This is a genomic window from Candidatus Methylomirabilota bacterium (assembly GCA_035936835.1).
Taxonomy (GTDB): domain Bacteria; phylum Methylomirabilota; class Methylomirabilia; order Rokubacteriales; family CSP1-6; genus AR37.
This window is the reverse complement of record DASYVT010000099.1, coordinates 1-21,896: the sequence shown is the minus strand read 5'-3', so window position 1 is coordinate 21,896 and position 21,896 is coordinate 1. Positions and strand designations below refer to the sequence as shown.

The window sequence follows — 21,896 nt, the reverse complement described above, 5'->3', positions numbered from 1 at the left end:
GGGGTCACCGCCAGAGCTGCGCGGAGGCGAGCCGCGCGCCCTCGGCCATGGATGCGAACTTGGCCCACGTGATCTCGGGCTCGACGAGGAGCGTCGAGCGGCCGAAGGTCGCGAAGCCGCAGTCGGTGCCGGCGATCACGCGATCACGGCCCACCACCTCCGCGTACCGGACGAGCCGCTGCGCCACCAGCTCGGGATGCTCGATGAAGTTGGTGGTCGAGTCGAGCACCCCGGGGATGATGACCTTGTCGTCCGGCAGCTTCACCTCGCGGAAAACCACCCATTCGTGCTCGTGACGGGGATTGGAGCCCTCGAAGGAGAGACCCTGCGGCCGGGCCTTGAGAACAACACGGATGATTTCGTTCAACGGTATGTCGCGGTGATGCGGCCCCTCGTAGTTTCCCCAGCAGAGGTGCAGCCGCATCCGGTCGGGCGGGAGGTCGCGGAGCGCGTGGTTGAGCGCCTCCACGTTGGCCTCGGCGATCTTCACGAACTCGGCGTTGCTGAGAGTCGGAAAGGCGAGGTGGCGCCCCATGGCGAGATCGGGGCAGCCGATCTGGAGGACGAACCCCGCTCGGACGATGGCGTCGTACTCCTCCTTCATCACGTCCACGAGGCGCGCGAGATAGGCCTCCCGGCTCGGGTAGTGATCATTTCGAAGAAAGTGGGCGATCACCCCTGGCGACGCGCCCGTCATGAAGGCTTCCGCCGGCCGGCTACCGTCGAGCGCCGCGCGGAGGTTGGCGACGTCCTTGTCGACCGCCGAGCGGTCCCGCCAGTCGATGGGCCCGTTGCACGACGGGCGCGCCACGGCCGAGCGCCGCTCGGCGCGGGCGGCAGCCTCGGGAAAATCCGCCCAGTCGGCCCTCGACGGCACCGCGCTCTGCCCGCCGAAGCCGGTGAGCCGATGCCGCACGTACGTGGAGTAGCCGACCTTGCCCTGCTCACCGTCGTTGACGACATCCACGCCCGCCCCCACCTGCCGCCGGACGATCTCGGCGACGGCGCGGCGCACGCGGGCCTCGAAGGCGGCTTGGTCGAAGGCGCCGCCGCCGTCCAGGGCCTCCAGCATCGCCGTCAGGTCGGGAGGCCGCGGCAGGCTGCCCGTGTGCGTGGTGAGGATGCGATCAGTGCTGCGTTTCATTCTGGATGCTCAGAGGGCTCGAGTCCGGTGGCCGTGCCGATTGCCGTCTTCTCGCCGTGCTGGTTCTCGCACCAGACATCGACGCTGACGCGCGTGGCGCCATCCTCCCGCCGCTTGTCCTTGACCACGCCGCGCACGGTGAGCCGATCGCCGGCGTAGACCGGCTTGATGAAGATCATCGACAACGTGCCGCCCCTGACAAAGCCGGCGCCGAGAAATCGGGTCATCAGCTCCGACACATACGCCGTCGACATCATCGCCTGGGCGAGAGGAGCGCGGAATTCCTTCTGCCGCGCCCAGTCCGGGTCGGTGTGTATGGACTTCGGCCGCACCACCGAATACGCATCGATCTTGCGCTGCGACATCTCCTTCTGGAGCGACGGCAAGGCCAGACCGCTGGTATTCATGGTGCGCCTCAGCCGCGGAAGAGCATCTGGGTGAAGCGGCCGCGCACGAGCACCGTCCCGTTCTCGTCCTCCGTCACGAACTCCGTCACCATGTACGGTTTCCCGCGGCGCTCGTACTTGTCAACGACGGTTCCGCGCGAGCGCGCGCGGACGCCCTGGCGGATCGGCTCGAGGAACTCGAACTCCATCTTGGCGTGAAGCCCGGCGTGCACGATGTAGCGGCTGTGGCGGAGGCGGAGCGCCTGGTTGCCGAGCAGCGTCGGGTGGGCGATCGGTCCACCGAAGGGCGAGTCCTCGAAGTACCACGGATGATGATCGTCGACCGCGAAGGCGTACGTCTCGATGTCCTCCGGGGTCACGAGGTGCTCGTCCGACACGAACCCCTCGCCCACCTTCAGCGTCTCGTAGGTAAGCGGCCTGAACTCGATCATGGCGAGCCTCCATCCGCTGCGGGATGCGATCTGCCGGGGAGCCGGAAAGCTTTAATGGAAGAAAACGCCGGCGTCGATGTTCAGCACCTGGCCCGTGACGCTGTCCGACCTGCAGAACGCGAGCACCTGATCGGCCACGTCCTCGACGCTCGCCGCGCGCTTGAGGACGGCACGCTGCCGCGCTCCTTCAGCCATCTCGGGTCGGAGCCGCGAGGACATCCGGGTCCCCTCCATGAAGCCGGGGGCGACGCAGTTCACGCTCACCTGCGGCGCCAGCGCCACCGCGAGGCACCGAGTCAGGTGAATCAGCCCCGCCTTGCTCGTCGCGTACGCGATGCTGCTCCCGCCAGGATTCAACCCTGCCACCGAGGCGATGTTCACGATGCGGCCTGACCCGCTCGCCTTGAGATGCGGCGCGGCCGCCCGCGCCAGCAGGTACGGCCCGCGCAGGTTGGTGGCAAAGAGGCGGTCCCAGACGGCGGCGTCGAGGGACTCGAGGTCCGGGAACGGAATGCTGATGTTCCAGGCCGCGTTGTTGACGAGGATGTCGATCTTGCCGAAGTGCTTCTTGACCGCCTCCACCGCGGGGGCAATGGCCTCGGCCTTCGTCTGGTCGAGCGCCACGCTCCACGCCCGCCGCCCGAGGGCTTCAACGACCGCGCAGGTCTCACGCGCCGCATCCTTACGCTCGAGATAGGTGATGGCGATGTCAGCCCCTGCCCCGGCAAGGGCACGGGCGATCGCCGTCCCGAGAAGACCGGTGCCGCCGGCAACGAGCGCTACGCGATCCTTGAGGTCCATGGCTAGCGCAGCATGGGGCTAGCGCAGCACCGCGTCGGCGATCTTCGTGAGCTCCGTCCCCATCTCCGCTTCCGTCTTCACCGCCGGCGGGCGCACGAGGACGCGGTTCGCGCCCGCGTCGTGGAGCCGCCTGATCAGGTCGCGGTCGGCCGGCTGGCCGTGGACAGTGATCGTGATGGCCGAAGGATCCCGGCCGGCATCCTTGGCGAGGCGGTCGAGCGTCGCGCGGCTCTCGCGGAGCTGGTCCGGCGTGACACGATTCGGTAACCACCCATCACCCCATTCAACGATGCGCTCGAGTACCTTCTTCGCGCCGCCGCCGAGGAGCACCGGCGGGTGCGGCTTCTGCATCGGCTTCGGATAGGAGCGGACCGGCGGGAAGTTGTAGTACTTGCCGTGGAACTCGGCCTCGGTCTTCGTCCACAGCTCCTTCATCGCCAGGATCGACTCCCGCGTCTGCGTCCAGCGGTGGTCGAAATCGCCGCCCATGAGCTCCGTCTCCTCCCGCAGCCAGCCCGCGCCGATGCCGAAGAGGAAGCGCCCGCCGCTGAAGAGATCGAGCGTCGACACCTCCTTGGCCAGCAGCAGCGGGTTCCGCTCGGGCACCAGCACGATCCCGGTCCCGAGCTTGATGCGGGTCGTCGTGCCCGAGGCGCGCGCCAGCGCCACGAACGGGTCGACGAAGTGCGAGTAGGCCTCGGGGATCACGCCGTCCTCGGAGCCCGGGAAGCGGCTCTTCGTGTGCACCGGGATGAACGGGTGCTCGGCGCAGAAGAACGATTCGAAGCCGAGCTCCTCAGCCTTCCGGGCCATGAAGCCGACGTCCACCAGGTATGCGGGCAGGGGCACGGAGATACCTACATTCATCGTGAGGCCTCCTTCACGAGTGATCGGGGAGCACCGAGTGGCCGGCGCGTGTGCCGGCCTCGTCAATCGAAGATGACGCCGCCATCGACGTTGAGAGACTGGCCGGTGATATTCCGCGCGCCCGGCGAGGCCAGGAAGACCACGACCGTGGCGACGTCCTCGGGATCGTTGGGGCGGCCGAGCGGGATGGCGGCATTGCGCCGGCGCGTCATGTCCTCGACCGAGAGGCCTTCCTCGCGCGCGCGGGAGGCCACGTTCGCTTCCGACAGCCCGGTGACCGTGGTGCCGGGGCAAATGGCGTTGACGTTGATGTTGTGGCGGGCGAGCTGGAGAGCGGCGATGCGGGTGAGCGAGATGACGCTGCCCTTGCTGGCGGCATAGATCGCGTTCGAGGTGCCCGCGTACCCCTTGCCGGCGATCGATGCGATGTTGACGATCACGCCGCTGCGCCGGGGGATCATCTCGCGCGCCACGCGCTGCAGGCAGAAGAACACGCCCTTGGCATTGACGCGCATGATGCGGTCCCAGTCCTCCTCCTTGAGATCCATGATGTAGGCGCGTCGCGTGACCCCGGCGTTATTCACGAGGACGTCGATCCGGCCGAATGTCGCCATCACTCGCTGCACCATCTGGTCGATGCTGGCGAGATCTCCGACGTCGGTGTCGACCGCCAGGCTCTGGGGCCCGAGCGCCGCGACGGCATCCGCCGTCGCCTTGGCGACCCCGGCGTCGACGTCGACGGCGGCGACGTGAGCGCCGGCCCGGGCCAAGGCCAGCGCGGTCGCCTTGCCGATGCCGTTCCCTGCTCCGGTTACGATCGCCACGCGGTCAGCGAGAGTCATGGTCGTATGCGCCGACCAAGGATACCCCAGCTTGACGGCGGCGGGCGGATTGCCTTTCGGCCCACGCGTCTGTACTTTGCTGCCACGCGTCTGTACTCTGCTGCCACGCGTCTGTACTATGCTGGACGAACCTGACCCTCTGACGGAGGCAACTCCCTATGCCCGCCAATCGTGCCGTCGTCGTCGATCCTGAAGCGCCGGGCCGGCTCGTCATCCGGCCGGTCGCCGAGCCTGTCACCGACCGTGGCGAAGCGCTCGTGCGCGTTCGCGCGATCTCGCTGAACCGCGGCGAGGTCAGGCGATCCGGCATGGCCCCCGCCGGCTGGCGTCCGGGCTGGGACCTGGCCGGCCTGGTCGAACGCGCCGCCGCGGACGGCTCGGGCCCGCGCACCGGGACGCGGGTCGTCGGTCTTCTGTCCGAAGGAGCGTGGGCGGAGCGGGTAGCGGTGCCAAGCCATGCCCTCGCCGCGCTGCCCGACAAGGTGACCTTCTCCCAGGCCGCAACCTTCCCCGTGGCCGGACTGACAGCGCTCCATGGGCTCGGCAAGGGCGGGCTGCTGCTCGGTCGCCGCGTGCTCGTCACCGGCGCCACGGGCGGTGTCGGCGACTTCGCGGTGCAGCTCGCGCGGCTCGCCGGCGCTCACGTGACGGCCAGCGCCCGGCGCGCCGATCAGGTTTCCGCGCTGCGCCAGCTCGGCGCTCACGAGGTGGTCGTGGGCGAAGACATTCCGCCCTCGCCAAAGTACGACCTCGTCATCGAGTCCGTGGGCGGGCGCACCCTCGGCACGGCGCTGGCCGCCCTCGAGCGCGGCGGCGTCTGCGTCACGCTCGGAGTCTCGGCATCCGCCGAGGTCACGTTCGACACGCGCACGTTCTTCGCCACCGGGCGCGCCACGCTGTACGGCTTCTACCTCTTCACCGAGCTCGGCAGCGAGCCGGCCTCAGTGGGCCTTCGCCGGCTCGCCGACCTCGTGGCGGCGGGACAGTTGGCACCCCACATCAGCCTGGAGCGGCCGTGGGCGGAAATCAGCCAGGTCGCGCAGGACCTGATGGCCCGGCGCTTCCCCGGCAAGGCCGTGCTGACGATCGAGTAGGCGAGAGCCCGACCGCTCCTTGCCCGCGTCCACGCAGACGGCCAGGCTGTCGACGTTCGCTGCCCTGAAGGGGCGGAACTACTGCCTCTACTGGTTCGGGCTCGTCTTCTACGTGCTCGGGCACCGGGCGGAATACATGACCTTCGCCTGGATGACCTGGGAGGTCAGCCGGGATCCGATGTCCTTGGCCTATCTCGGACTGGCGCAGGGAGTGCCGCTCGTCCTCTTCCAGCTCTTCGGCGGCGTCCTCGCCGACCGCATGAATCGCCTGCGGCTCCTGGTCGCCACGCAGACCCTGATCGCTCTGACGCTGTCCGCCGCGTTCGCCCTGACGCTCTTCGGGCTGGCCCGCATCGAGCATCTGCTGGTGCTGGCCGCGTTGAGCAACGCCTTCCGGGCGTTCGACGAGCCGAGCCGCATGGCGCTCATTCCCCAGCTGATCGAACGCGAGCGACTCGCGAACGCGATCGCGCTCGGCTCGATCCCGTGGCAGGCCGGGCGCATGATCGGCCCGTCCATCACCGGCATCCTGATCGCGGCGTTCGGCGGGGCGGTCGGGTTCGGGATGGCGGCCGCCGCCTCGTGCATCGCGCTCTTCCTGTATAGCCGCCTCCGGGTGCACGGCGATACGCGGGCGCACGATGGCCGGCACGTGCTCCAGCAGTTCGCCGAGGGTCTCTCCTTCGTGGGGCACAACTTCGTGTTCACGAGCCTGATCGCGCTCGCTCTCTTCAACAGCCTCTTCGCCATGTCCTACCTCACGCTGCTGCCGATCTACGCCGACTCGTACTTCAACGCCGGCCCGACCGGGTACGGACTCCTGAACGCCGCGCATGGCGCAGGCGCGCTGTTCGGCAGCCTCACGGTGGCGACGATCGCCCATCTGACTCTTCGCCGAGGCACGGCGCTCCTGGTCACGGCGACGGCCTTGGGCGGCCTCTTGATCGTGTTCTCGAGATCCGAGGCGATGTGGCTGGCTCTGTCCGTGTTGGTGCTCGTCGGGTTCTGCAACACCTTCTACCTTATGCAGGTCAACACCTACCTCCAGCAGCACGTGCCCGATCACCTTCGCGGCCGGGTGATGAGCCTGTATTCCCTCTGCTGGAACCTGCTACCCTTGGGCGGCCTGCTTGCCGGCGCCCTCGCCGCCGCGGTGGACGCGCGCTTCGCCGTGATGTTCGGCGGCGCCATGGTGGCCGCGAACGCGCTCTTGCTGCTCACGTCCAGGCGCCTGCGGGCGATCAGCTAGCAGGCTGCTGAAAAAGGCCCATCTGCTTCGTTGGCGCCCTCGGCCGCACGCTCAACGTAGAGGGACTACGCCTCGCGCGCGGCCGTCGGGCGCCGCCTCGCATCTGGACCTTTTTGAGCAGCCTGCGCGTTTCCCAGCATCCTGCTAGAGGTCCGGCGAGGGCGGATTCTAGCATCCTTGTAGCTTGACTGCGCGGCCGGCCGTCGCTATCGTAGCCGCACCAACCTCAGGGGAGGACAAAGCCATGGCTGTCTCTCAGCTCGCGTACCTCGGCATCGGCGTCAGCGACATGGGCGCCTGGAAGAGCTTCGCCACGGACATCCTCGGCATGCAGATCATCGAGCGCGCCGACGACGGCACCGTGTACCTGCGGATGGACGAGAACCACCACCGGATCGCGCTCCACCCGAGCGGCGAGGACGACGTCCTCTATATCGGGCTCCAGACGCCGACCCAGGCAGAGTACGAGGACAGCAAGGCCACGCTCAAGGCCGCCGGCGTCTCCATTACTCACGGCACGCCGGCCGAGATCTCCCACCGCCGGCTCATCGACTTCGTCAAGTTCGAGACGGGCGAACTGCCCTTCGAGCTTTCCATCGGCCCCAATACCCGCTGGGACCCGCCCTTCCAGCCGGCGCGCCCCATGTCAGGCTTCAAGACGGGCTCGCTCGGCTTCGGCCACGTCGTCGTGCGCTCCACGGACCGCGACGAAAGCGCGGGGCTCCTCACGAAGGCGCTCGGCTTCAGGATCTCCGACTACATCAATACCCTGGTGTTCCTGCACTGCAACCCGCGACACCACTCGATCGCCTTCCAGCCCAGCATCCCGGACCTGCCCCGGAGCCGCGACAAGAAGTTGTGGCACTTCATGCTCGAGACCAACACGCTGGACGATGTCGGGACCGCGCTCGACCTGGCGACCCGGGCGGGCGTCCCTGTGGTGTCTTCGCTCGGCCGCCACTCCAACGACCAGATGGTGTCCTTCTACATGTCGACGCCCTCGGGCTTCGAGGTCGAGTACGGCTGGGGCGGACGGCTGGTGGACGACACGGTCTGGCAGGTCCAGCGGCACGACCGCGGGACTATCTGGGGCCACAAGGTCCAGCTCGAGCCGGCGCAAACCTCGCCGGCCCCCGCCGCCCGCTAGGAAGCGCGGCCTACGCGCGCGCGGGGGGCGTCAGGAGCTTCGCGCCCAGGTCGCTGACCTGCTGCGGAAAGGGCACGTCGCCGCGCGCGGTCATCGGCGACTGCTCGGACAGGCCCGTGAGTACGGGGATCGGGGTCAGGTCTTGCAATCATACATTGCCGATCAGAGCCAGCCGCGACGAACGATCATCTGCCGAGCCCCAATGTCGGATTGCAAGACCTGACCCCCATTCCCAGACCTGACCCCCATTCCCCAGGCCATGACTGAGAACGGGCTTTATGCTATCTACCCTCCGCACCCTGCTAGAAGAGAATCAAGGCGCGCAGGCCGGGCACGACCACGTCGCGGTTGCGGCGCCCGGTGACCTGGTTCGGTCCCGAGACGATCCACTCCACGTTCGCGATCACCTGACAGCACTCCGCGAGCGAGACATTGTAGTAGACCTCGGCGGCGCGCTCACGGCCCGCTGTCTCGCGCTGGAACGTGTAGCCGACCCCGACGAGATCCTTCGGCCGTCCGAGCCAGTCCGGTGAATGCTGGACGCCGCCCGACCAGGCGTGCGGCGTCAGCGCCTCGCCGTCGCTGCGGCTCAGGCCCGCGCGGAAGAACAGGCCCGTGTTTTCGGCGACAAGCTGATCGACGCTGAGCCCGGTGCCCCACGTGACGTCGTCCCGCCGATCCGGCACCGAGCCGACGCGCGCCCACCACCGATAATGGCCGGCCAGCGGAAAGATGTTGCGTCGTCCGAGCTCGCCGATGAAGTACGGCAAGCCGCGCATCGGGGTGTCCCAATCGTCGGGCGCATGCACACCGAACGCGTAGCGCCAGTCGCCCTGGCTGATGCGAATGGCCGCGCCCGGGCTGTTCGGCGGCTGCCGGAGCATGGGGTTGCCCGTCAGCGAGCCGTTCACGAACTGACGTGTCTCGTCCCCCGCGAAGACGTTGCGGTCGAAGTAGTGCGTCACGTCGAGCTTGCCGACGTTGAAGCGCACGCGCGCGTCGGGCGATTGGATGCGCACCCACGCCTCGCGCAACGTGAGCTTGGTGTCGCTGCCTTCCGATCGATCGGCGTCGGCATTCATGCGCGAGAGGCTGCCGAGCGCGCGATCGGGGCCCTGCCCGGCGAGGGCTTCGACGTCGATGAGGAACGTGATGTTCGGCGTGGGGCGGGCCGTCACGATGAGGTCGAACGCGCCAAAGCCGAACACGTCGTCTTTCGCCCGCTCGGGTTTCACGATCCACTGGACACCTCCGCGGAAGGCGCCGTTGATGGAGATCGGAAACGGCGCGGCCACGGGAAGCGGGCGGATCATGACGGCCTGCCGGCGTTCTCGCGCGAGGGCGTCCGGGTCTTCCTTCTGGGCTTTCTCCTGCGGCGTCTTCTGGACATCGGCTTTCGTCGCCGGCTCGTTCTTCGACGCATCCGGCGACTCGGTCTGCGCGAGGACAGGACACGACGACGCGAGCAACAGGACAGCGAGGCCGAGCGCCCGCATCGTCATCGCGCGCCAGAGTATCCCAGCCGGCGCTCGCTTGACAGTACGCGCCCGCGTGCCCACCATGCGGGCCACCAAGCGCACCGAACACTCGCGGAGATCCCGATGAAAGTCCGTCGCATCGTTCTTATGGTCGCAATGGGGATCGGGGTCAGGTCTTGCAATCATACATTGCCGATCAGAGCCAACCGCGACGAACGACCATCTGCCGAGCCCCAATGTCGGATTGCAAGACCTGACCCCCATTGCCCAGCTCGAGGCGGCGCAGACATCGCCGGCACCCGCTGCCCGCTAGGACGCGCCGACTAGGCGCGCGCGCGAGGCTTCAGGAGTTTCGCGCGCAGGTCGCTGACCTGCTGCGGAAAGGGCACGCCGCCGCGCGCGGTCATCGGCGTCTGCTCGGACAAACCGGTGTGGAGCTCCACGAAGACCGGTCCCTCGGCTTTCAGCAACTCGGGAAGCCGGCGCTTGAAATCCTCGATGTTGTGGATGGCGCACGCCATCCGGTAGCCCGCGCCCTTGGCCATCGCGACGAAGTCCACGGTCAGCCCGCCCGGAATCCCCTGAGCGCCCGACGTATGGTAGACGCCGTTCTTGAACAGGAAGTGCACGAGGTTCCGCGGGGCGGCGCCCGCCACGGTGGCGAGCGAGCCCAGCTGCATGAGTAGCGAGCCGTCGCCGTCCAGCACCAGGACGCGGCGGTCGGGCCGGGCGAGGGCAAGTCCCAGGCCCAGTGAGGACGCGCCGCCCATGAAGCCGACGCAGCCGACGGAGAGATCGTCGGGAGCGATGGTCCGCCAGGCCGGCGACGTGGTCATGGTCGGCACGCAGATGGCGCTCCCCCGCTGGGCATGGATCAGCGTCAGGATCTCTTCGGGTTTCATGAGCTTCACGTCGGGGGGCTTCACGTCGGGGGCCATGGCTAGATGGTCTCCAGGCCGACCAGCACGACCGCCGGACCTTTGCGCGCGCGGCTCAGGCGGTAGTACTCGGGGATCAGGTGGACGTCGTCGGGCCCTTCGAGCCGTGCGTGCGGCACGCCGAAGGTATCGAGGAGCGGCTCGCAGTAGCGGACCATGGAATGCCGTGACTCGCTCGGGTCCTTGTCCTTCTCCCGGCTCAGAAGGCCGATCATGTAGAAGAGCGGGATCTGGCCGTCCATCCCCACGCCCCGCAGCGTGTTGACCGAGGCGTAGAGCCCCGCGTGCTGGATCATCAGCACGCACGGCTCGCCGCCGATGTGGAGGCCGGCCGCGATGGTCGTGGCCTCGTCCTCCGTCGCGCAGGTCAGGACCCGGATCTGCTCTTCCTTGTCGAGCGCGGCCAGCACCGACTTCTGGTGCGTGTCCGGCACGCTCAGGATCCAGCCGAGGTGGCTGTGCTTCGGCGGCTCGGCGACTTCCGCCGCCAGCGCGGCGCGCGCCTCGCGAAAGGTGTCCTTCAAGGTGTCGATGATGAGCGTCGCTGGAATGGATTCGGGCATCGCGCCTCCTCGGGGCAATTAGTCCGCATATACTAGCACCGTCAACGCGGTTCCGAACCTGCCTCGAAAGGAGAACGTCATGATACGAAGCACCCTCGCCCTGGCGGCGGCCGCCCTCGCGCTCACGGCGCTGGCGGCCGGCGCCGCCGACGCCCAGCAGCAGGAGGCCAACAAGAAGGTCGTGGTGGAGTTCTACGAAAAGGCGCTCAACCAGAAGGACTTCGAAGCGGCGGCGAAGTACTTCGGCCCGCGGTACACGCAGCACAACCCCAACGCCCCCGACGGCCCCGAGGGGTTCAAGACCTTCCTCCAGTTTCTGAAGGAGAAGTTCCCCGGCTCGCGCAGCGAGATCAAGCGCGTGTTCGCCGACGGCGACTACGTCATCCTCCACGTCCACGCCGTCCGGGAGCCCGGCACCCGCGGTAATGCCATCATCGACATCTTCAAGCTCGAGAACGGCAAGGTCGTCGAGCACTGGGACGTCGTCCAGCCCATTCCCGAGAAGGCGGCCAACTCCAACGGCATGTTCTGAGAGGGCGGTGGCCCGGCCTGTGAGAACCCTCGCCCTCATCCTGGGCGCGCTGTCGGCGTTCGGGCCGCTGTCCATCGACATGTACCTGCCGAGCTTCCAGGCGATCTCGCGCGATCTCGCGGCGAGCGAAGCGCAGGTGCAGCTCACGCTCGCGGTGTTCTTCGGCGGGCTGGGGTTCGGGCAGGCCTTCTACGGCCCGATCTCCGACCGTTACGGGCGCATGCGCCCGCTCTGCTTCGGCCTCTCACTCTTCGTCCTCGCCTCGGCGGCCTGCGCCCTGGCCCGGTCCGTCGAGGGTCTCGTCGCGTGGCGCTTCGTCCAGTCCATCGGGGGGTGCGCGGGCATCGTCATCGCGCGCGCCGTCGTCCGCGACCGATTCGACGAGCGAGAGTCGGCGCGCGTCTTCTCGCTCCTCATGCTGGTGATGGGGCTGGCGCCCATCCTGGCTCCGCTGACGGGTGGGCAGATCCTCGTCCTGTTCGGCTGGCGGGCAATCTTCTGGACCCTCGCGGCGTTCGGGCTCCTCTGCCTGGCCGCCGTGCTCGGCGACCTCCGAGAGTCCCTGCCGCCCGAGCGGCGCGCCCGCGGAGGCACGGGCGACGCGCTGCGCACCTACGCGCGGCTCCTGCGTGACCGCGCCTTCATGCGCTACAACCTGTCGGGCGTCCTGGTTATCTCGGAGATGTTCGCCTACATCTTCTGCTCGCCGTTCGTCTTCATGCAGATCCACGGCGTGCGGCCCGACCACTACGGCTGGCTCTTCGGCCTGAACGCCCTCGGCCTCATCATCGCGTCGCAGCTGAACCGCGCGCTCCTCGGACGGGTAGCCGGCGCCCGAATCCTTTCGCGTGCGCTCGTCGTCACTGCCTTGGCGGGCGTTCTCCTGTTTGCCGCCGCGTGGACCGGCGCCGGCGGGCTTCCGGGACTCCTCCTCCCGCTCTTCGTCTACATCTCGGCCTGGGCTTCGTCCTGCCGAACGTGGTCACCGCGGCGCTGGCGCCCCAGGGGCGCAATGCCGGCAGCGCCTCGGCTCTGCTCGGCACCGTGCAGTTCGGAGCGGGCGCCGTCGTCGGGACGCTGCTGGGCGCGCTGGGCAATGGCACCGCGGTGCCCATGGCCGGCCTCATCGCCGCCTGCGGCCTCTCGGCCCTCGCCGTCCATCGAATAGCGCCGGAACGTGCATCCGCGAGCGGCTAAGGCGCGCCTGGTCGCCTGGCCGCTTGACGCTGCGCCCACGCTCGTCTACCGTCAGCGCAGGAGGATCCATGCGCACTCTCGTCATCGGGCTCATCGGGGTCGCCCTGCTCGCGGGCTGCAACACCGTCGCCGGCGTGAAGGAGGACAGCCGCCAGGCTGCCGACTACACGTACGAGAAGAAGGAAGAGTACCAGCGCGCGCTCTCCGCGCAGATGCGGGAGCTCGACGTCAAGGTCGACGAGCTCAAGGCCAGGGCCGGGCGCGCGAGCGATGCCGTGAAGGCCGAGTTCGCGCGCGACATGGAAGCGCTCGACCGGCAGAAGGCCGTCCTCGCCCAGAAGATGGAGGCCGTCAAGTCCTCCTCCGCCTCAGCGTGGAACGACGTCAAGGCCGCCGCGAACTCGGCGATGAACGCCGTCAAGCAGACCTACGAGAAGGCCAAGGCCCGCTTCCAGTAACAGGGCTTAGGCATATTGGATGCCGAGGGTCTCGGCGACCAGCGCCGGGCGCTCCTGCCCCTCGATCTCCATCACCATCTCGGAGGTGATGCGCACGCCGTTGCCCTCGACGTCTTCCACGTTCTTGATGGTCTGCTTGAGCCGGACCCGCGAGCCGGCGGGCACGGTGTTGGTGAAGCGGACCTTGTTGGATCCGTAGTTGAGGCCCCGGCTCCGCTTCTCCACCTTCAGGAGCTGCGGAACCAGCCTCGGCAGGAGCGACAGCGTCAGGTAGCCGTGGGCGATCGTCTTGCCGCCAGGCATCTCCTTCTTCGCGCGCTCGACATCCACGTGGATCCACTGGTGGTCGCCGGTCGCCTCCGCGAACTTGTCGATCATGGGCTGGTCCACGACGATCCACTCGGACGGGCCGAGCGTCTTGCCGATGTGCTGCTTCAGGTCCTTCGGGGTCTCGACGACGAGCATGGCGTTCTCCTCGATCGGGGTTTGGGTTCTCCAGAGCCCGATTATCCACGATCCTGAGGCGCTCTGGAAGCCCTCGATCCCCGTGATATAGTGGGCGCTGATATGAGCTTCTCCAGGCGCAGGAAGACGGTGCTGGTGGACGTGGGCGGCGTCACGGTCGGCAGCGAGCGGCCCATCGTCGTCCAATCCATGACCAACACCGACACGGCGGACATCGCCGGCACGGTGGCGCAGGTCAACGCGCTCCACGCGGCGGGCAGCGAGCTCGTGCGCGTGACGGTCAACAACGACGCCGCGGCGCGGGCCGTCCCCGAGATCGTCAAGCAGGTGCAGGCGCCCGTCATCGGCGACTTCCACTACAACGGCCACGTGCTCCTGACCAAGTATCCCGCCTGCGCGAAGGCGCTCGCCAAGTACCGCATCAACCCGGGCAACGTCGGCGGCAAGCACCACGACGACAACTTCACCGCCATCGTCAAGGTCGCCGTGGACAACGGCAAGCCCGTGCGCATCGGCGTCAACTGGGGCAGCCTCGACCAGAACCTGCTGACCGAGATGATGGACGCGAACTCCAAGCTGCGCGAGCCGCTCTCCGCGCGCGACGTGACCATGAACGCCATGGTCGAGAGCGCCATTCAGTCGGCCGAGCTGGCCGAGCAGACGGGCCTGGCCCACGACCGCATCATCCTCTCGGCGAAGGTCTCGGGCGTCCAGGACCTGGTGGACGTCTACCGGATGCTGGCGCCGCGCTCCGACTATCCCCTGCACCTTGGGCTGACCGAAGCGGGCATGGGCGCCAAGGGCATCGTCGCCAGCTCCGCCGGGCTCTCGATCCTGCTTCAGGAGGGACTCGGCGACACGATCCGCGTGTCGCTCACCCCCAAGCCCGGCGGCGACAGAACGGAAGAGGTGCTGGTCGCCCAGCAGATCCTCCAGTCCATGGGGCTCAGGAGCTTCCTGCCGCAGGTGACGGCCTGCCCCGGCTGCGGGCGCACGACCTCGACCTTCTTCCAGGAGATGGCCGAGGAGATCCAGACCTACCTCCGCGACCAGATGCCGGTGTGGAAGTCGAAGTACGCGGGCGTCGAAGAGCTCAAGGTCGCGGTGATGGGGTGCGTCGTCAACGGCCCCGGCGAGAGCAAGCACGCCAACATCGGCATCTCGCTGCCCGGCACCTTCGAGGAGCCCAAGGCGCCCGTCTTCGTGGACGGCGCGCTCAAGCTCACGCTGAAGGGCGACAGGATCGTCGCCGAGTTCCTCGAGATTCTCGACGACTACGTCGAGAAGCGCTACGCCGCCTCGAAGAAGTAACAGCACAGCGCTCGCGCCGTCTTTTCGCGAGGCGATAGGGCTGGCCCGCTCCGGCCTTCCCGTCCAGATCGCGGCAGAGCGGACCTACCAGCGGCGGCCTACCCACGCGCAGATCGCTCGCGCCTTCGCCGCGGGCGCCACGATCTACATGCCGCAGGTCCACCAGGTGCTGCCGCGCGTGGCGCGTCTCATGGCGGCGCTCCGTGCGACGTTCTTCGGCCCGGGCCGGGAGGAGACCTCCTTTCTCTTCCTCGTTAACGGCAAAGCCCGCCAGGGCATGGGGCTCCACCACGACGGCGAAGTGGACAGCGTCTGGGTGCAGCTCGAAGGACGGCGCACGGTGACGACGGGGCCGCAGGTTCCGCGGGGCACGAGCGCGGATCTCGACGAATCCAGGATGATCGGCCGCGGCTGGACCACTCGCCACCTCGAGCCCGGCTCGCTCTTCTACATGCCGCCGCGGACTCCACACCGCGTCCTCTGCCACGGACGCTCGCTCGCGCTGTCGCTCACCTGGAAGACGCGCAAGAAAGCGCTCACGGGCGCCCGCGCTGCGGCGGCCATCACGATATGGGACGTTGCGGCCGGTCGTGCCGAGCCCATCCCGCGCGCGAGCCGGGACAGGCTCTGGACACAGGTGCCAGTCTTCGCGGGTCCGGTTGACCGGAAGCGCGGCGACTTCCCTCTCTGGCTCCCCGGCGGCGTCGTCACGCTTCCCGCCCAAGCCCACGCCCTCGCGAGCCGACTCTCGACCATGCCGTCGCTCAGACGCTCGTCGCTCGGGCGAGGCGCTCAGCCGCTCCTCGACGCGGGCATCCTCGGCCCTCGCGACCTGCCGCTGCGCATCATCCCGAAGAACCCGCGAGCGCTCGACGGCTGGCGCTTCGCTTGACATCCGCGCGCTCTCGGCCGTAACGTCCTCAATCGCTCCACGATGAGCCCTTCACCGCGCGCCCTCGACGGCATCCTCGTGCTGGACGTCGGCAGCTTTCTCGCCGGCCCGTCCGCCGCCACCGTCATGTCCGACTTCGGCGCCGAGGTGATCAAGGTCGAAACGCCCGACGGGGGCGACCCGAACCGGCGGCTCGGCGAGCTGCCGGGGCTGCCCGTGAGCGAGCACAACTACTCCTGGCTGCTCGACTCGCGCAACAAGAAGAGCCTCGCCGTGGACCTCAGCAAGCCCGAGGGGCGGGAGGCCTTCCTCAGGCTGGCGGCGCGCGCCGACGTCCTCGTCACCAACTTCCCTCCCGCCGTGCTCGCGCGACTCCGTCTCACCTATGAAGAGCTCAAGCCCCTCAACCCACGGCTCGTCTACGCGCTCGTCACGGGCTACGGGGAAGTCGGCGAAGAGGCCAACAAGCCCGGCTTCGACATCAACGCCTGGTGGGCGCGCTCCGGGCTGATGGACCTCGTGCACGCCCCGGACGGCCCGCCGTCCCACTCGATGCCGGGCATGGGCGACCACCCGACGGGCATGGTGCTCTTCGGCGCCGTCATGCTGGCGCTCTACCAGCGCGAGAAGACCGGCCGGGGCGCCAAGGTTTCCACCTCGCTCATGGCGAGCGGCGCCTGGGCCAACTCGACGCTCATCCAGGCCTCGCTCTGTGACGCCAAGTTCCCGGAGCGGATGCCGCGCGAGGGGTGCCGCAACCCGATCATCAACTTCTACCGCTGCAAGGACGACCGCTGGTTCATCCTGACAGTGCTGCGTGCCGAAAAAGGATGGGAGCCCTTCACCCGCGCCATCGAGAGGCCTGAGCTCGCCTCCGACCCGCGCTTCGCCACCTTCGAGTCACGCCAGGCCAATGCCGCGGAGCTCGTCGCCATCCTCGACGCCGTCTTCGCCTCGCGGGACTGGGCCGGGTGGCGCGAGCGCCTCAAGTCCTACGGCGTCACCTTCGGACCCATCGCGCGCATCGAAGACGTCAAGGACGATCAGCAGATGACCGCGGCCGAGGTCATCGTCCCCATGGCCGAGGGCCCCTTCCGCACGGTCAGCAACCCGGTCTTCGTGGCCGGGCAACCGAAGGTCCCGGCAGGCCGCGCGCCCGAGCTGGGCGAGCACACGGACGAGATCCTCCGCGGCCTCGGCTACGACGCCGCCGGCATCACCGAGCTGCGGCGCCTCCGCGTGATCGCGCCATGACCATCACCCCGCTCGACTGGGCGATCGTCGCCGCGTACTTCCTCTTCTGCACCGCGATCGGGCTCTTCTTCACGAAGCGCGGCGGCAAGAGCCTCGACGAGTACTTTCTCTCCGGGCGCCAGGTGCCGTGGTGGCTCGCCGGCACGGCGATGGTCGCCACGACCTTTGCCGCCGACACGCCGCTCGTCGTCGCGGCGCTCGTCGCCACCAAGGGTGTCGCGGGAAACTGGCTCTGGTGGAACTTCGTGATGAGCGGGATGCTGACCGTCTTCTTCTTCGCCCGGCTCTGGCGCCGGGCCGAAGTCATGACGGACGCCGAGCTGGCCGAGGTGCGTTACGGCGGACGGCCCGCGGCTTTCCTTCGCGGCTTCCGCGCGCTCTACCTCGCCATCCCGATCAACCTCATCATCCTCGGCTGGGTCACGCGGGCGATGATCAAGATCCTGACGATCTCGCTCGGCCTGCGGGACGTGACGATCGCCGGGATGACGGTGAGCGGCGAGGTCGTCGCCGTGGGCATCTGCTTCGCGATCACCGCCGTCTACGCGGTGGCCGCGGGGATGTGGGCCGTGCTGTGGACCGACCTCGTCCAGTTCGTCATCAAGATGAGCGCCGTCATCGTCCTCGCGGTCTACGCGGTGCGCGCGGTCGGCGGCATCGACGTCATGAAGATCAAGCTGGTCCAGCACTTCGGGAGCGAGGCGGCGGCGCTGTCCGTCCTTCCGGTGAGCGCGACGGCCACCGGCCTTCACGCCTACGCCTGGATGCCGCTCCTCACCCTGGGCGTCTACCTGTCGGTCCAGTGGTGGGCGGCGTGGTACCCGGGCGCCGAGCCGGGAGGCGGCGGCTACATTGCCCAGCGCATCTTCAGCGCGCGGACGGAGAGGGACGGCGTGCTCGCCACGCTCTTCTTCCAGATCGCGCACTACGCGCTGCGGCCGTGGCCGTGGATCGTCACCGGCCTCGCCACCGTCATCCTCTACCCGAGTCTTCAAGATAGAGAAGCCGGTTACGTCCAGGCGTTCGTGGACCTCCTGCCGACGCCGTGGCGCGGCTTCATGCTCGCCGGCTTCGCCGCCGCGTACATGAGCACCGTCGCGACGCACCTCAACTGGGGCGCGTCGTACCTCGTCAACGACTTCTACAAGCGCTTCGTGAAGCGGGACGCGAGCCAGGCGCACTACGTCGCCGTCTCCCGCGCCGCGACGGTCCTCCTCTTCCTCGGGTCGATCGCCGTCACCTCCCAGCTCTCGAGCGTCGAGAAAGCGTGGGAGCTTCTTCTGGCGCTCGGCGCCGGTACGGGGCTCGTGCTGATCCTGCGCTGGTACTGGTGGCGCATCAACGCGTGGAGCGAGATCTCCGCCACGGTGGCGAGCTTCGTGATCAGCCTGCTCGGCTTCGCCTTCATCAAGCCGCGGTTCGCCGCGAACGATCCCAACGCGACCGCGACTGTGATGCTGGTGACAGTCGCCTGCAGCACAGCCGTGTGGCTGACGGTGACGCTCCTCACGCGCCCGGAGCCCGACTCGGTGCTCGACGCCTTCTACCGGCGCGTGCGTCCCGGCGGCCCCGGCTGGGCGACGGTGTCGGCGCGGCTCGGATTCGGACGCGAGCCTATTCCCGGCGGGGCGCTCGCGTGGACGAACTGGATCGCCGGCATCGTCGCCGTCTACGCGACCCTCTTCGGCATCGGAAAAGTTATTTTCGGTTTCACCGGCGCGGGGTTGGGGATGCTGGCCGTGGCGGCGGCCGCGTTCTACTGGATCTCGCGCTCGTTCAAGAATCCCGCTTGACATCCGTTCGATAGTTCTATATCCTTCGAAACATGAAAACTATAGCCCGCCTTCCGATGGCCCGGCTGGACGCGGACGAAAGCCACGTCGAGGCGTTCAAGGCCCTCGGCCACCTGAGCCGTCTCCAGGTATTCTTCTTCCTGGTCCGTGCCGGGAAGGAAGTCTCGGTCGGCGAGATCCAGGCGGCGGTCGAGATTCCGGGGCCGACCCTGTCGCATCACCTCGACCTGCTCCGGCGGGCCGGGCTCGTCGAAAGCAGGAAGGAAGAGCGGTACATCTACTATTCCGTGCAGCGGGAAACGGCGACGACGCTGGCGCGTCTGCTGACCGCCTGCTGTTAAAGGAGGGTTCCACATGTCCGCGAAGGTGCATCTGCACATGCACGTGTCGGATCTGGGCAAGAGCCGCGACTTCTACGAGCGGTTCCTCGGCGGGGACCCGGTCAAGGTGAAGACGGGGTACGTCAAGTTCCTCCCGGCGTGGGCGCCCGTCAATCTCGCCCTCTCTGAGGGCGGGCACGCCGCCGTGGGCACGGTGAACCACTTCGGCGTCCAGGTGGACACCGTGGACGCCGTGATAACCCAGCTCGCCCGCGTGAAGGCGGCCGGACTGCCCGTGCGCGAAGAGATGGGAGTCAACTGCTGCCACGCCAACCAGGACAAGTTCTGGGTCCAGGACCCGGACGGCGTCGAGTGGGAGGTCTACCACCTCAACTACGACCTCGAGGATGAGGTGTCTTCGGGAGTGGCGGCGGCCAAGGGGCTCCAGCTGGCCAAGAGCAACGCCTGCTGCGGGGGCTGATCATGGCCGACCAGGACATCAAGCAGATCGTGAAGGACAAGTACGGCAAGGCGGCGCTCAAGGTCACTGCCGGCGGCAGCTCCTGCTGCGGCAGCGTCTCGGGGCGCGAGGCCGACCCGATCACCTCCCACCTCTACACGGAGAGCGAGAAGGCGTGCCTGCCCGCCGAGGCCGCGGCCGCCTCGCTCGGCTGCGGCAATCCCACGGCGCTGGCCGAGCTCAAGCCCGGCGAGACCGTGCTCGACCTGGGCTCGGGCGGCGGCATCGACGTATTGCTGTCCGCAAATCGCGTGGGCCCGACGGGCAAGGCCTACGGCCTCGACATGACGGACGAGATGCTGGCCCTGGCGCGCGAGAACCAGCGCAAAGCAGGCGTCCAGAACGTGGAATTCCTCAAGGGTGAGATCGAGCAGATCCCGCTCCCGGACAACTCGGTGGACGTCATCATCTCCAACTGCGTGATCAACCTCTCGGCCGACAAGGACCGCGTCCTGGCGGAAGCCTTCCGCGTGCTCAAGCCGGGCGGCCGCTTCGCGGTCTCCGACGTCGTGGTGCGTGGGGAGGTGCCGGCCGCCATCCGGCGCAGCGTCGAGCTGTGGATCGGCTGCGTCGCCGGCGCGCTCGAGGAGCAGGAGTACCGCGACAAGCTCGCCAAGGCGGGCTTCGCGGGCGTGGACGTCGAGCCGACCCGCGTCTATCGCGTGGAGGACGCGCGCGACTTCCTTGCCGGATCGGGGATCGACGCCGACGCCATCGCGCCACAGGTTGACGGCAAGTTCATGAGCGCCTTCGTCCGCGCCCATAAGCCCATCGCGGGGTGAGCGGGCCGCCACGTCACCGGCCCGATCTCGGCCGACGGGCGGTCGCGGAAGCGGTCGGCACGGCCCTGCTCTTATTGATCTTTGCGTAAGTAATGGAAAGGTGTGACACTATGGGGCATGAGACCCCATGGATCGGCGGTATCGTTGGAGAAGCGGCGCCGTCGCGCCATCGAGTTGTTGAAACAGGGATTGGGATTGAGCGAGATCGCCAGGAACATTCGCTCATCGGTCTCGTCGGTCCACCGATGGGTTCAGGACTGGAGGAAACACGGAGACGCGGCGTTGGCATCAAAGCCCGTCCCAGGGCGGCCCAAAAAGCTGAGCGCGCGTCAGCAGGGGCGACTCCTGCGGCTCCTTCTTCGAGGCGCCATGGCCTGCGGCTACCCCAACGAGCTTTGGACTCTGAAGCGGATCGCGTCTCTGATCCGCAAGGAGTTCGGCGTTCAGTATCATCCGAGCCACCTCTGGCGCGTGCTGCAGTCCTGCGGCTGGAGCTGCCAGGTACCGGAACGCCGCGCAATCCAGCGCGACGAGGAGGCCATCGCCCATTGGAAGCGGCACACGTGGCCCGCGATAAAAAAAAGCCCGACGACGTGGCGCCCACATCGCGTTCCTCGATGAAAGCGGCTTCATGCTCATTCCGACACGCCGTCGAACGTGGGGCCCGCAGGGTTGCACGCCGATCGTCCGCTACAACTATCGGCATGATCGCATCTCCGCGATCGCGGCGATTACCGTGGCATCCAAGCGCGCCCGAATGGGTCTATACGTGCAGTGTCGACAGGATAATTTCAAGGCCCCGCAGGTGGCGAAGTTTCTCCGACTGCTGCTCAAGCATCTGCGCGGGCATGTCATCCTCATTTGGGATGGGGGCACGATTCATAAGGGACCGCACATCAGGGCAGTTCAGGATGCCTATCCCAGGCTTTACCTCGAACGCTTCCCGACCTACGCCCCGGAACTCAATCCGGCGGAACAGGTCTGGAACGACTTTAAGCGGCACACGGGCAACAGTATCCTGCGCGGCAAACAGGACATTCGCCTCAACCTGCACGGCAGTGCCCGCCGAGTCCGGCGCTCTCCTGAGAAACTCCGCTCATTCGTGCTTGCCTCGGATCTTCCGTCCGCGCCATGGCAGTAGTGTTTCCATTACTTACGCAAAGGTCAATAGCAGCGGTGGTCGGTTCCGGCATCATGGGCAGCCGCCTCGCCGCCGGCCAGCAGGCCCTCGCCCTGCTGGCGAACACGATCGCGACCGGCGCGGCCCTCATCGCCCTGATCCTGGCGTTCGGGCCGATCTCGGGCGCGCACTTCAACCCGGCGGTGACGCTCGCCGATGCCTGGCGCGGCGGATTTCCATGGCGTGACGCGCCTGCGTATATCGCGGCGCAGGTCGTGGGCGCCTTCGCGG

The 21,896-nt window shown here is 67.9% G+C and carries 24 protein-coding genes and 2 pseudogenes; 15 read left to right on the top strand and 11 right to left on the bottom strand.

What is annotated here, in order from left to right; all coding sequences use genetic code 11:
• Positions 1-4: 4 nt before the first annotated feature.
• The 6 genes from VGV06_08090 to VGV06_08065 form a co-directional block, all read right to left on the bottom strand.
• Positions 5-1,144: a cobalamin-independent methionine synthase II family protein gene (locus VGV06_08090; protein ID HEV2055117.1), complete on the bottom strand. Its 1,140-nt coding sequence runs from the start codon at positions 1,142-1,144 to the stop codon at positions 5-7.
• Positions 1,141-1,551, bottom strand: a complete 411-nt coding sequence (locus VGV06_08085) for a MaoC family dehydratase (protein HEV2055116.1) — start codon at positions 1,549-1,551, stop codon at positions 1,141-1,143. Before VGV06_08085 ends, VGV06_08090 begins: the two co-directional genes overlap by 4 nt.
• An 8-nt stretch (positions 1,552-1,559) precedes the next feature.
• On the bottom strand, positions 1,560-1,982 hold the full coding sequence (locus tag VGV06_08080; GenBank protein HEV2055115.1) for a MaoC family dehydratase: 423 nt from the start codon (positions 1,980-1,982) through the stop codon (positions 1,560-1,562).
• Positions 1,983-2,033: 51 nt separating this feature from the next.
• Complete coding sequence (locus VGV06_08075) at positions 2,034-2,783, bottom strand: SDR family oxidoreductase (GenBank protein HEV2055114.1); 750 nt, start codon at positions 2,781-2,783, stop codon at positions 2,034-2,036.
• An 18-nt stretch (positions 2,784-2,801) separates the two neighbouring features.
• Positions 2,802-3,650 carry an LLM class F420-dependent oxidoreductase gene (locus tag VGV06_08070; GenBank protein ID HEV2055113.1) on the bottom strand — a complete coding sequence of 283 codons (849 nt, stop codon included), beginning with the start codon at positions 3,648-3,650 and terminating at the stop codon, positions 2,802-2,804.
• 62 nt (positions 3,651-3,712) lie between these two features.
• A complete protein-coding gene (locus tag VGV06_08065) occupies positions 3,713-4,492 on the bottom strand; it encodes a glucose 1-dehydrogenase (protein HEV2055112.1) in 780 nt (259 codons plus the stop codon).
• 158 nt (positions 4,493-4,650) lie between these two features.
• On the opposite strand from VGV06_08065, the gene VGV06_08060 reads away from it, so the two are divergent.
• The 3 genes from VGV06_08060 (at position 4,651) to VGV06_08050 (ending at position 7,982) form a co-directional block, all read left to right on the top strand.
• Positions 4,651-5,586: a zinc-binding dehydrogenase gene (locus VGV06_08060; GenBank protein ID HEV2055111.1), complete on the top strand. Its 936-nt coding sequence runs from the start codon at positions 4,651-4,653 to the stop codon at positions 5,584-5,586.
• A 19-nt stretch (positions 5,587-5,605) separates the two neighbouring features.
• Positions 5,606-6,835, top strand: coding sequence for an MFS transporter (locus tag VGV06_08055; GenBank protein HEV2055110.1), 1,230 nt, complete (start codon positions 5,606-5,608; stop codon positions 6,833-6,835).
• Between the two features lie 244 nt (positions 6,836-7,079).
• Positions 7,080-7,982, top strand: a complete 903-nt coding sequence (locus VGV06_08050) for a VOC family protein (GenBank protein ID HEV2055109.1) — start codon at positions 7,080-7,082, stop codon at positions 7,980-7,982.
• A 10-nt stretch (positions 7,983-7,992) separates the two neighbouring features.
• Here VGV06_08050 and VGV06_08045 read toward each other — a convergent pair whose 3' ends face one another.
• The 4 genes from VGV06_08045 to VGV06_08030 form a co-directional block, all read right to left on the bottom strand.
• On the bottom strand, positions 7,993-8,130 hold the full coding sequence (locus VGV06_08045; protein HEV2055108.1) for a hypothetical protein: 138 nt from the start codon (positions 8,128-8,130) through the stop codon (positions 7,993-7,995).
• 154 nt (positions 8,131-8,284) lie between these two features.
• Positions 8,285-9,484 (bottom strand): carbohydrate porin, encoded by a 1,200-nt coding sequence (locus VGV06_08040; protein ID HEV2055107.1) that lies wholly within the window; start codon positions 9,482-9,484, stop codon positions 8,285-8,287.
• Positions 9,485-9,783: 299 nt separating this feature from the next.
• Entirely contained in the window at positions 9,784-10,398 is a 615-nt protein-coding gene (locus tag VGV06_08035; protein HEV2055106.1) for a thiamine pyrophosphate-dependent enzyme, read from the bottom strand.
• 2 nt (positions 10,399-10,400) lie between these two features.
• On the bottom strand, positions 10,401-10,961 hold the full coding sequence (locus VGV06_08030) for a thiamine pyrophosphate-binding protein (GenBank protein HEV2055105.1): 561 nt from the start codon (positions 10,959-10,961) through the stop codon (positions 10,401-10,403).
• 79 nt (positions 10,962-11,040) lie between these two features.
• Here VGV06_08030 and VGV06_08025 point away from each other — a divergent pair, with 79 nt between their 5' ends.
• The 3 genes and pseudogenes from VGV06_08025 (at position 11,041) to VGV06_08015 (ending at position 13,148) form a co-directional block, all read left to right on the top strand.
• Positions 11,041-11,493, top strand: a complete 453-nt coding sequence (locus VGV06_08025) for a nuclear transport factor 2 family protein (GenBank protein HEV2055104.1) — start codon at positions 11,041-11,043, stop codon at positions 11,491-11,493.
• 7 nt (positions 11,494-11,500) lie between these two features.
• Positions 11,501-12,690 (top strand): annotated as a pseudogene (locus tag VGV06_08020) (Bcr/CflA family multidrug efflux MFS transporter).
• A gap of 68 nt (positions 12,691-12,758) precedes the next feature.
• Positions 12,759-13,148, top strand: a complete 390-nt coding sequence (locus VGV06_08015) for a hypothetical protein (protein HEV2055103.1) — start codon at positions 12,759-12,761, stop codon at positions 13,146-13,148.
• A gap of 6 nt (positions 13,149-13,154) precedes the next feature.
• On the opposite strand, the gene VGV06_08010 is transcribed toward VGV06_08015, so the two are convergent.
• Complete coding sequence (locus tag VGV06_08010; GenBank protein ID HEV2055102.1) at positions 13,155-13,613, bottom strand: MaoC family dehydratase; 459 nt, start codon at positions 13,611-13,613, stop codon at positions 13,155-13,157.
• A 102-nt stretch (positions 13,614-13,715) separates the two neighbouring features.
• On the opposite strand from VGV06_08010, the gene ispG reads away from it, so the two are divergent.
• The 9 genes and pseudogenes from ispG to VGV06_07965 all read left to right on the top strand — a co-directional run.
• The gene (gene ispG, locus VGV06_08005) at positions 13,716-14,924 is read left to right on the top strand and encodes a flavodoxin-dependent (E)-4-hydroxy-3-methylbut-2-enyl-diphosphate synthase (protein HEV2055101.1); all 1,209 of its coding nucleotides are present in this window, start codon (positions 13,716-13,718) and stop codon (positions 14,922-14,924) included.
• A gap of 148 nt (positions 14,925-15,072) precedes the next feature.
• Positions 15,073-15,816 (top strand): cupin domain-containing protein, encoded by a 744-nt coding sequence (locus tag VGV06_08000; protein HEV2055100.1) that lies wholly within the window; start codon positions 15,073-15,075, stop codon positions 15,814-15,816.
• Between the two features lie 42 nt (positions 15,817-15,858).
• Entirely contained in the window at positions 15,859-17,070 is a 1,212-nt protein-coding gene (locus tag VGV06_07995; GenBank protein HEV2055099.1) for a CoA transferase, read from the top strand.
• Positions 17,067-18,863, top strand: a complete 1,797-nt coding sequence (locus VGV06_07990; GenBank protein HEV2055098.1) for a sodium:solute symporter family protein — start codon at positions 17,067-17,069, stop codon at positions 18,861-18,863. The genes VGV06_07995 and VGV06_07990 overlap by 4 nt, the downstream gene beginning before the upstream one ends.
• A 32-nt stretch (positions 18,864-18,895) precedes the next feature.
• Positions 18,896-19,204 (top strand): metalloregulator ArsR/SmtB family transcription factor, encoded by a 309-nt coding sequence (locus VGV06_07985; GenBank protein HEV2055097.1) that lies wholly within the window; start codon positions 18,896-18,898, stop codon positions 19,202-19,204.
• Between the two features lie 13 nt (positions 19,205-19,217).
• Complete coding sequence (locus VGV06_07980) at positions 19,218-19,664, top strand: ArsI/CadI family heavy metal resistance metalloenzyme (protein HEV2055096.1); 447 nt, start codon at positions 19,218-19,220, stop codon at positions 19,662-19,664.
• A gap of 2 nt (positions 19,665-19,666) precedes the next feature.
• Complete coding sequence (locus VGV06_07975; GenBank protein HEV2055095.1) at positions 19,667-20,485, top strand: arsenite methyltransferase; 819 nt, start codon at positions 19,667-19,669, stop codon at positions 20,483-20,485.
• Positions 20,486-21,077: 592 nt separating this feature from the next.
• A pseudogene (locus VGV06_07970) lies at positions 21,078-21,626 on the top strand (IS630 family transposase).
• On the top strand, positions 21,617-21,896 hold a 280-nt coding region (locus tag VGV06_07965; protein HEV2055094.1), incomplete at its 3' end, for an aquaporin. The pseudogene VGV06_07970 and the gene VGV06_07965, both read left to right, overlap by 10 nt.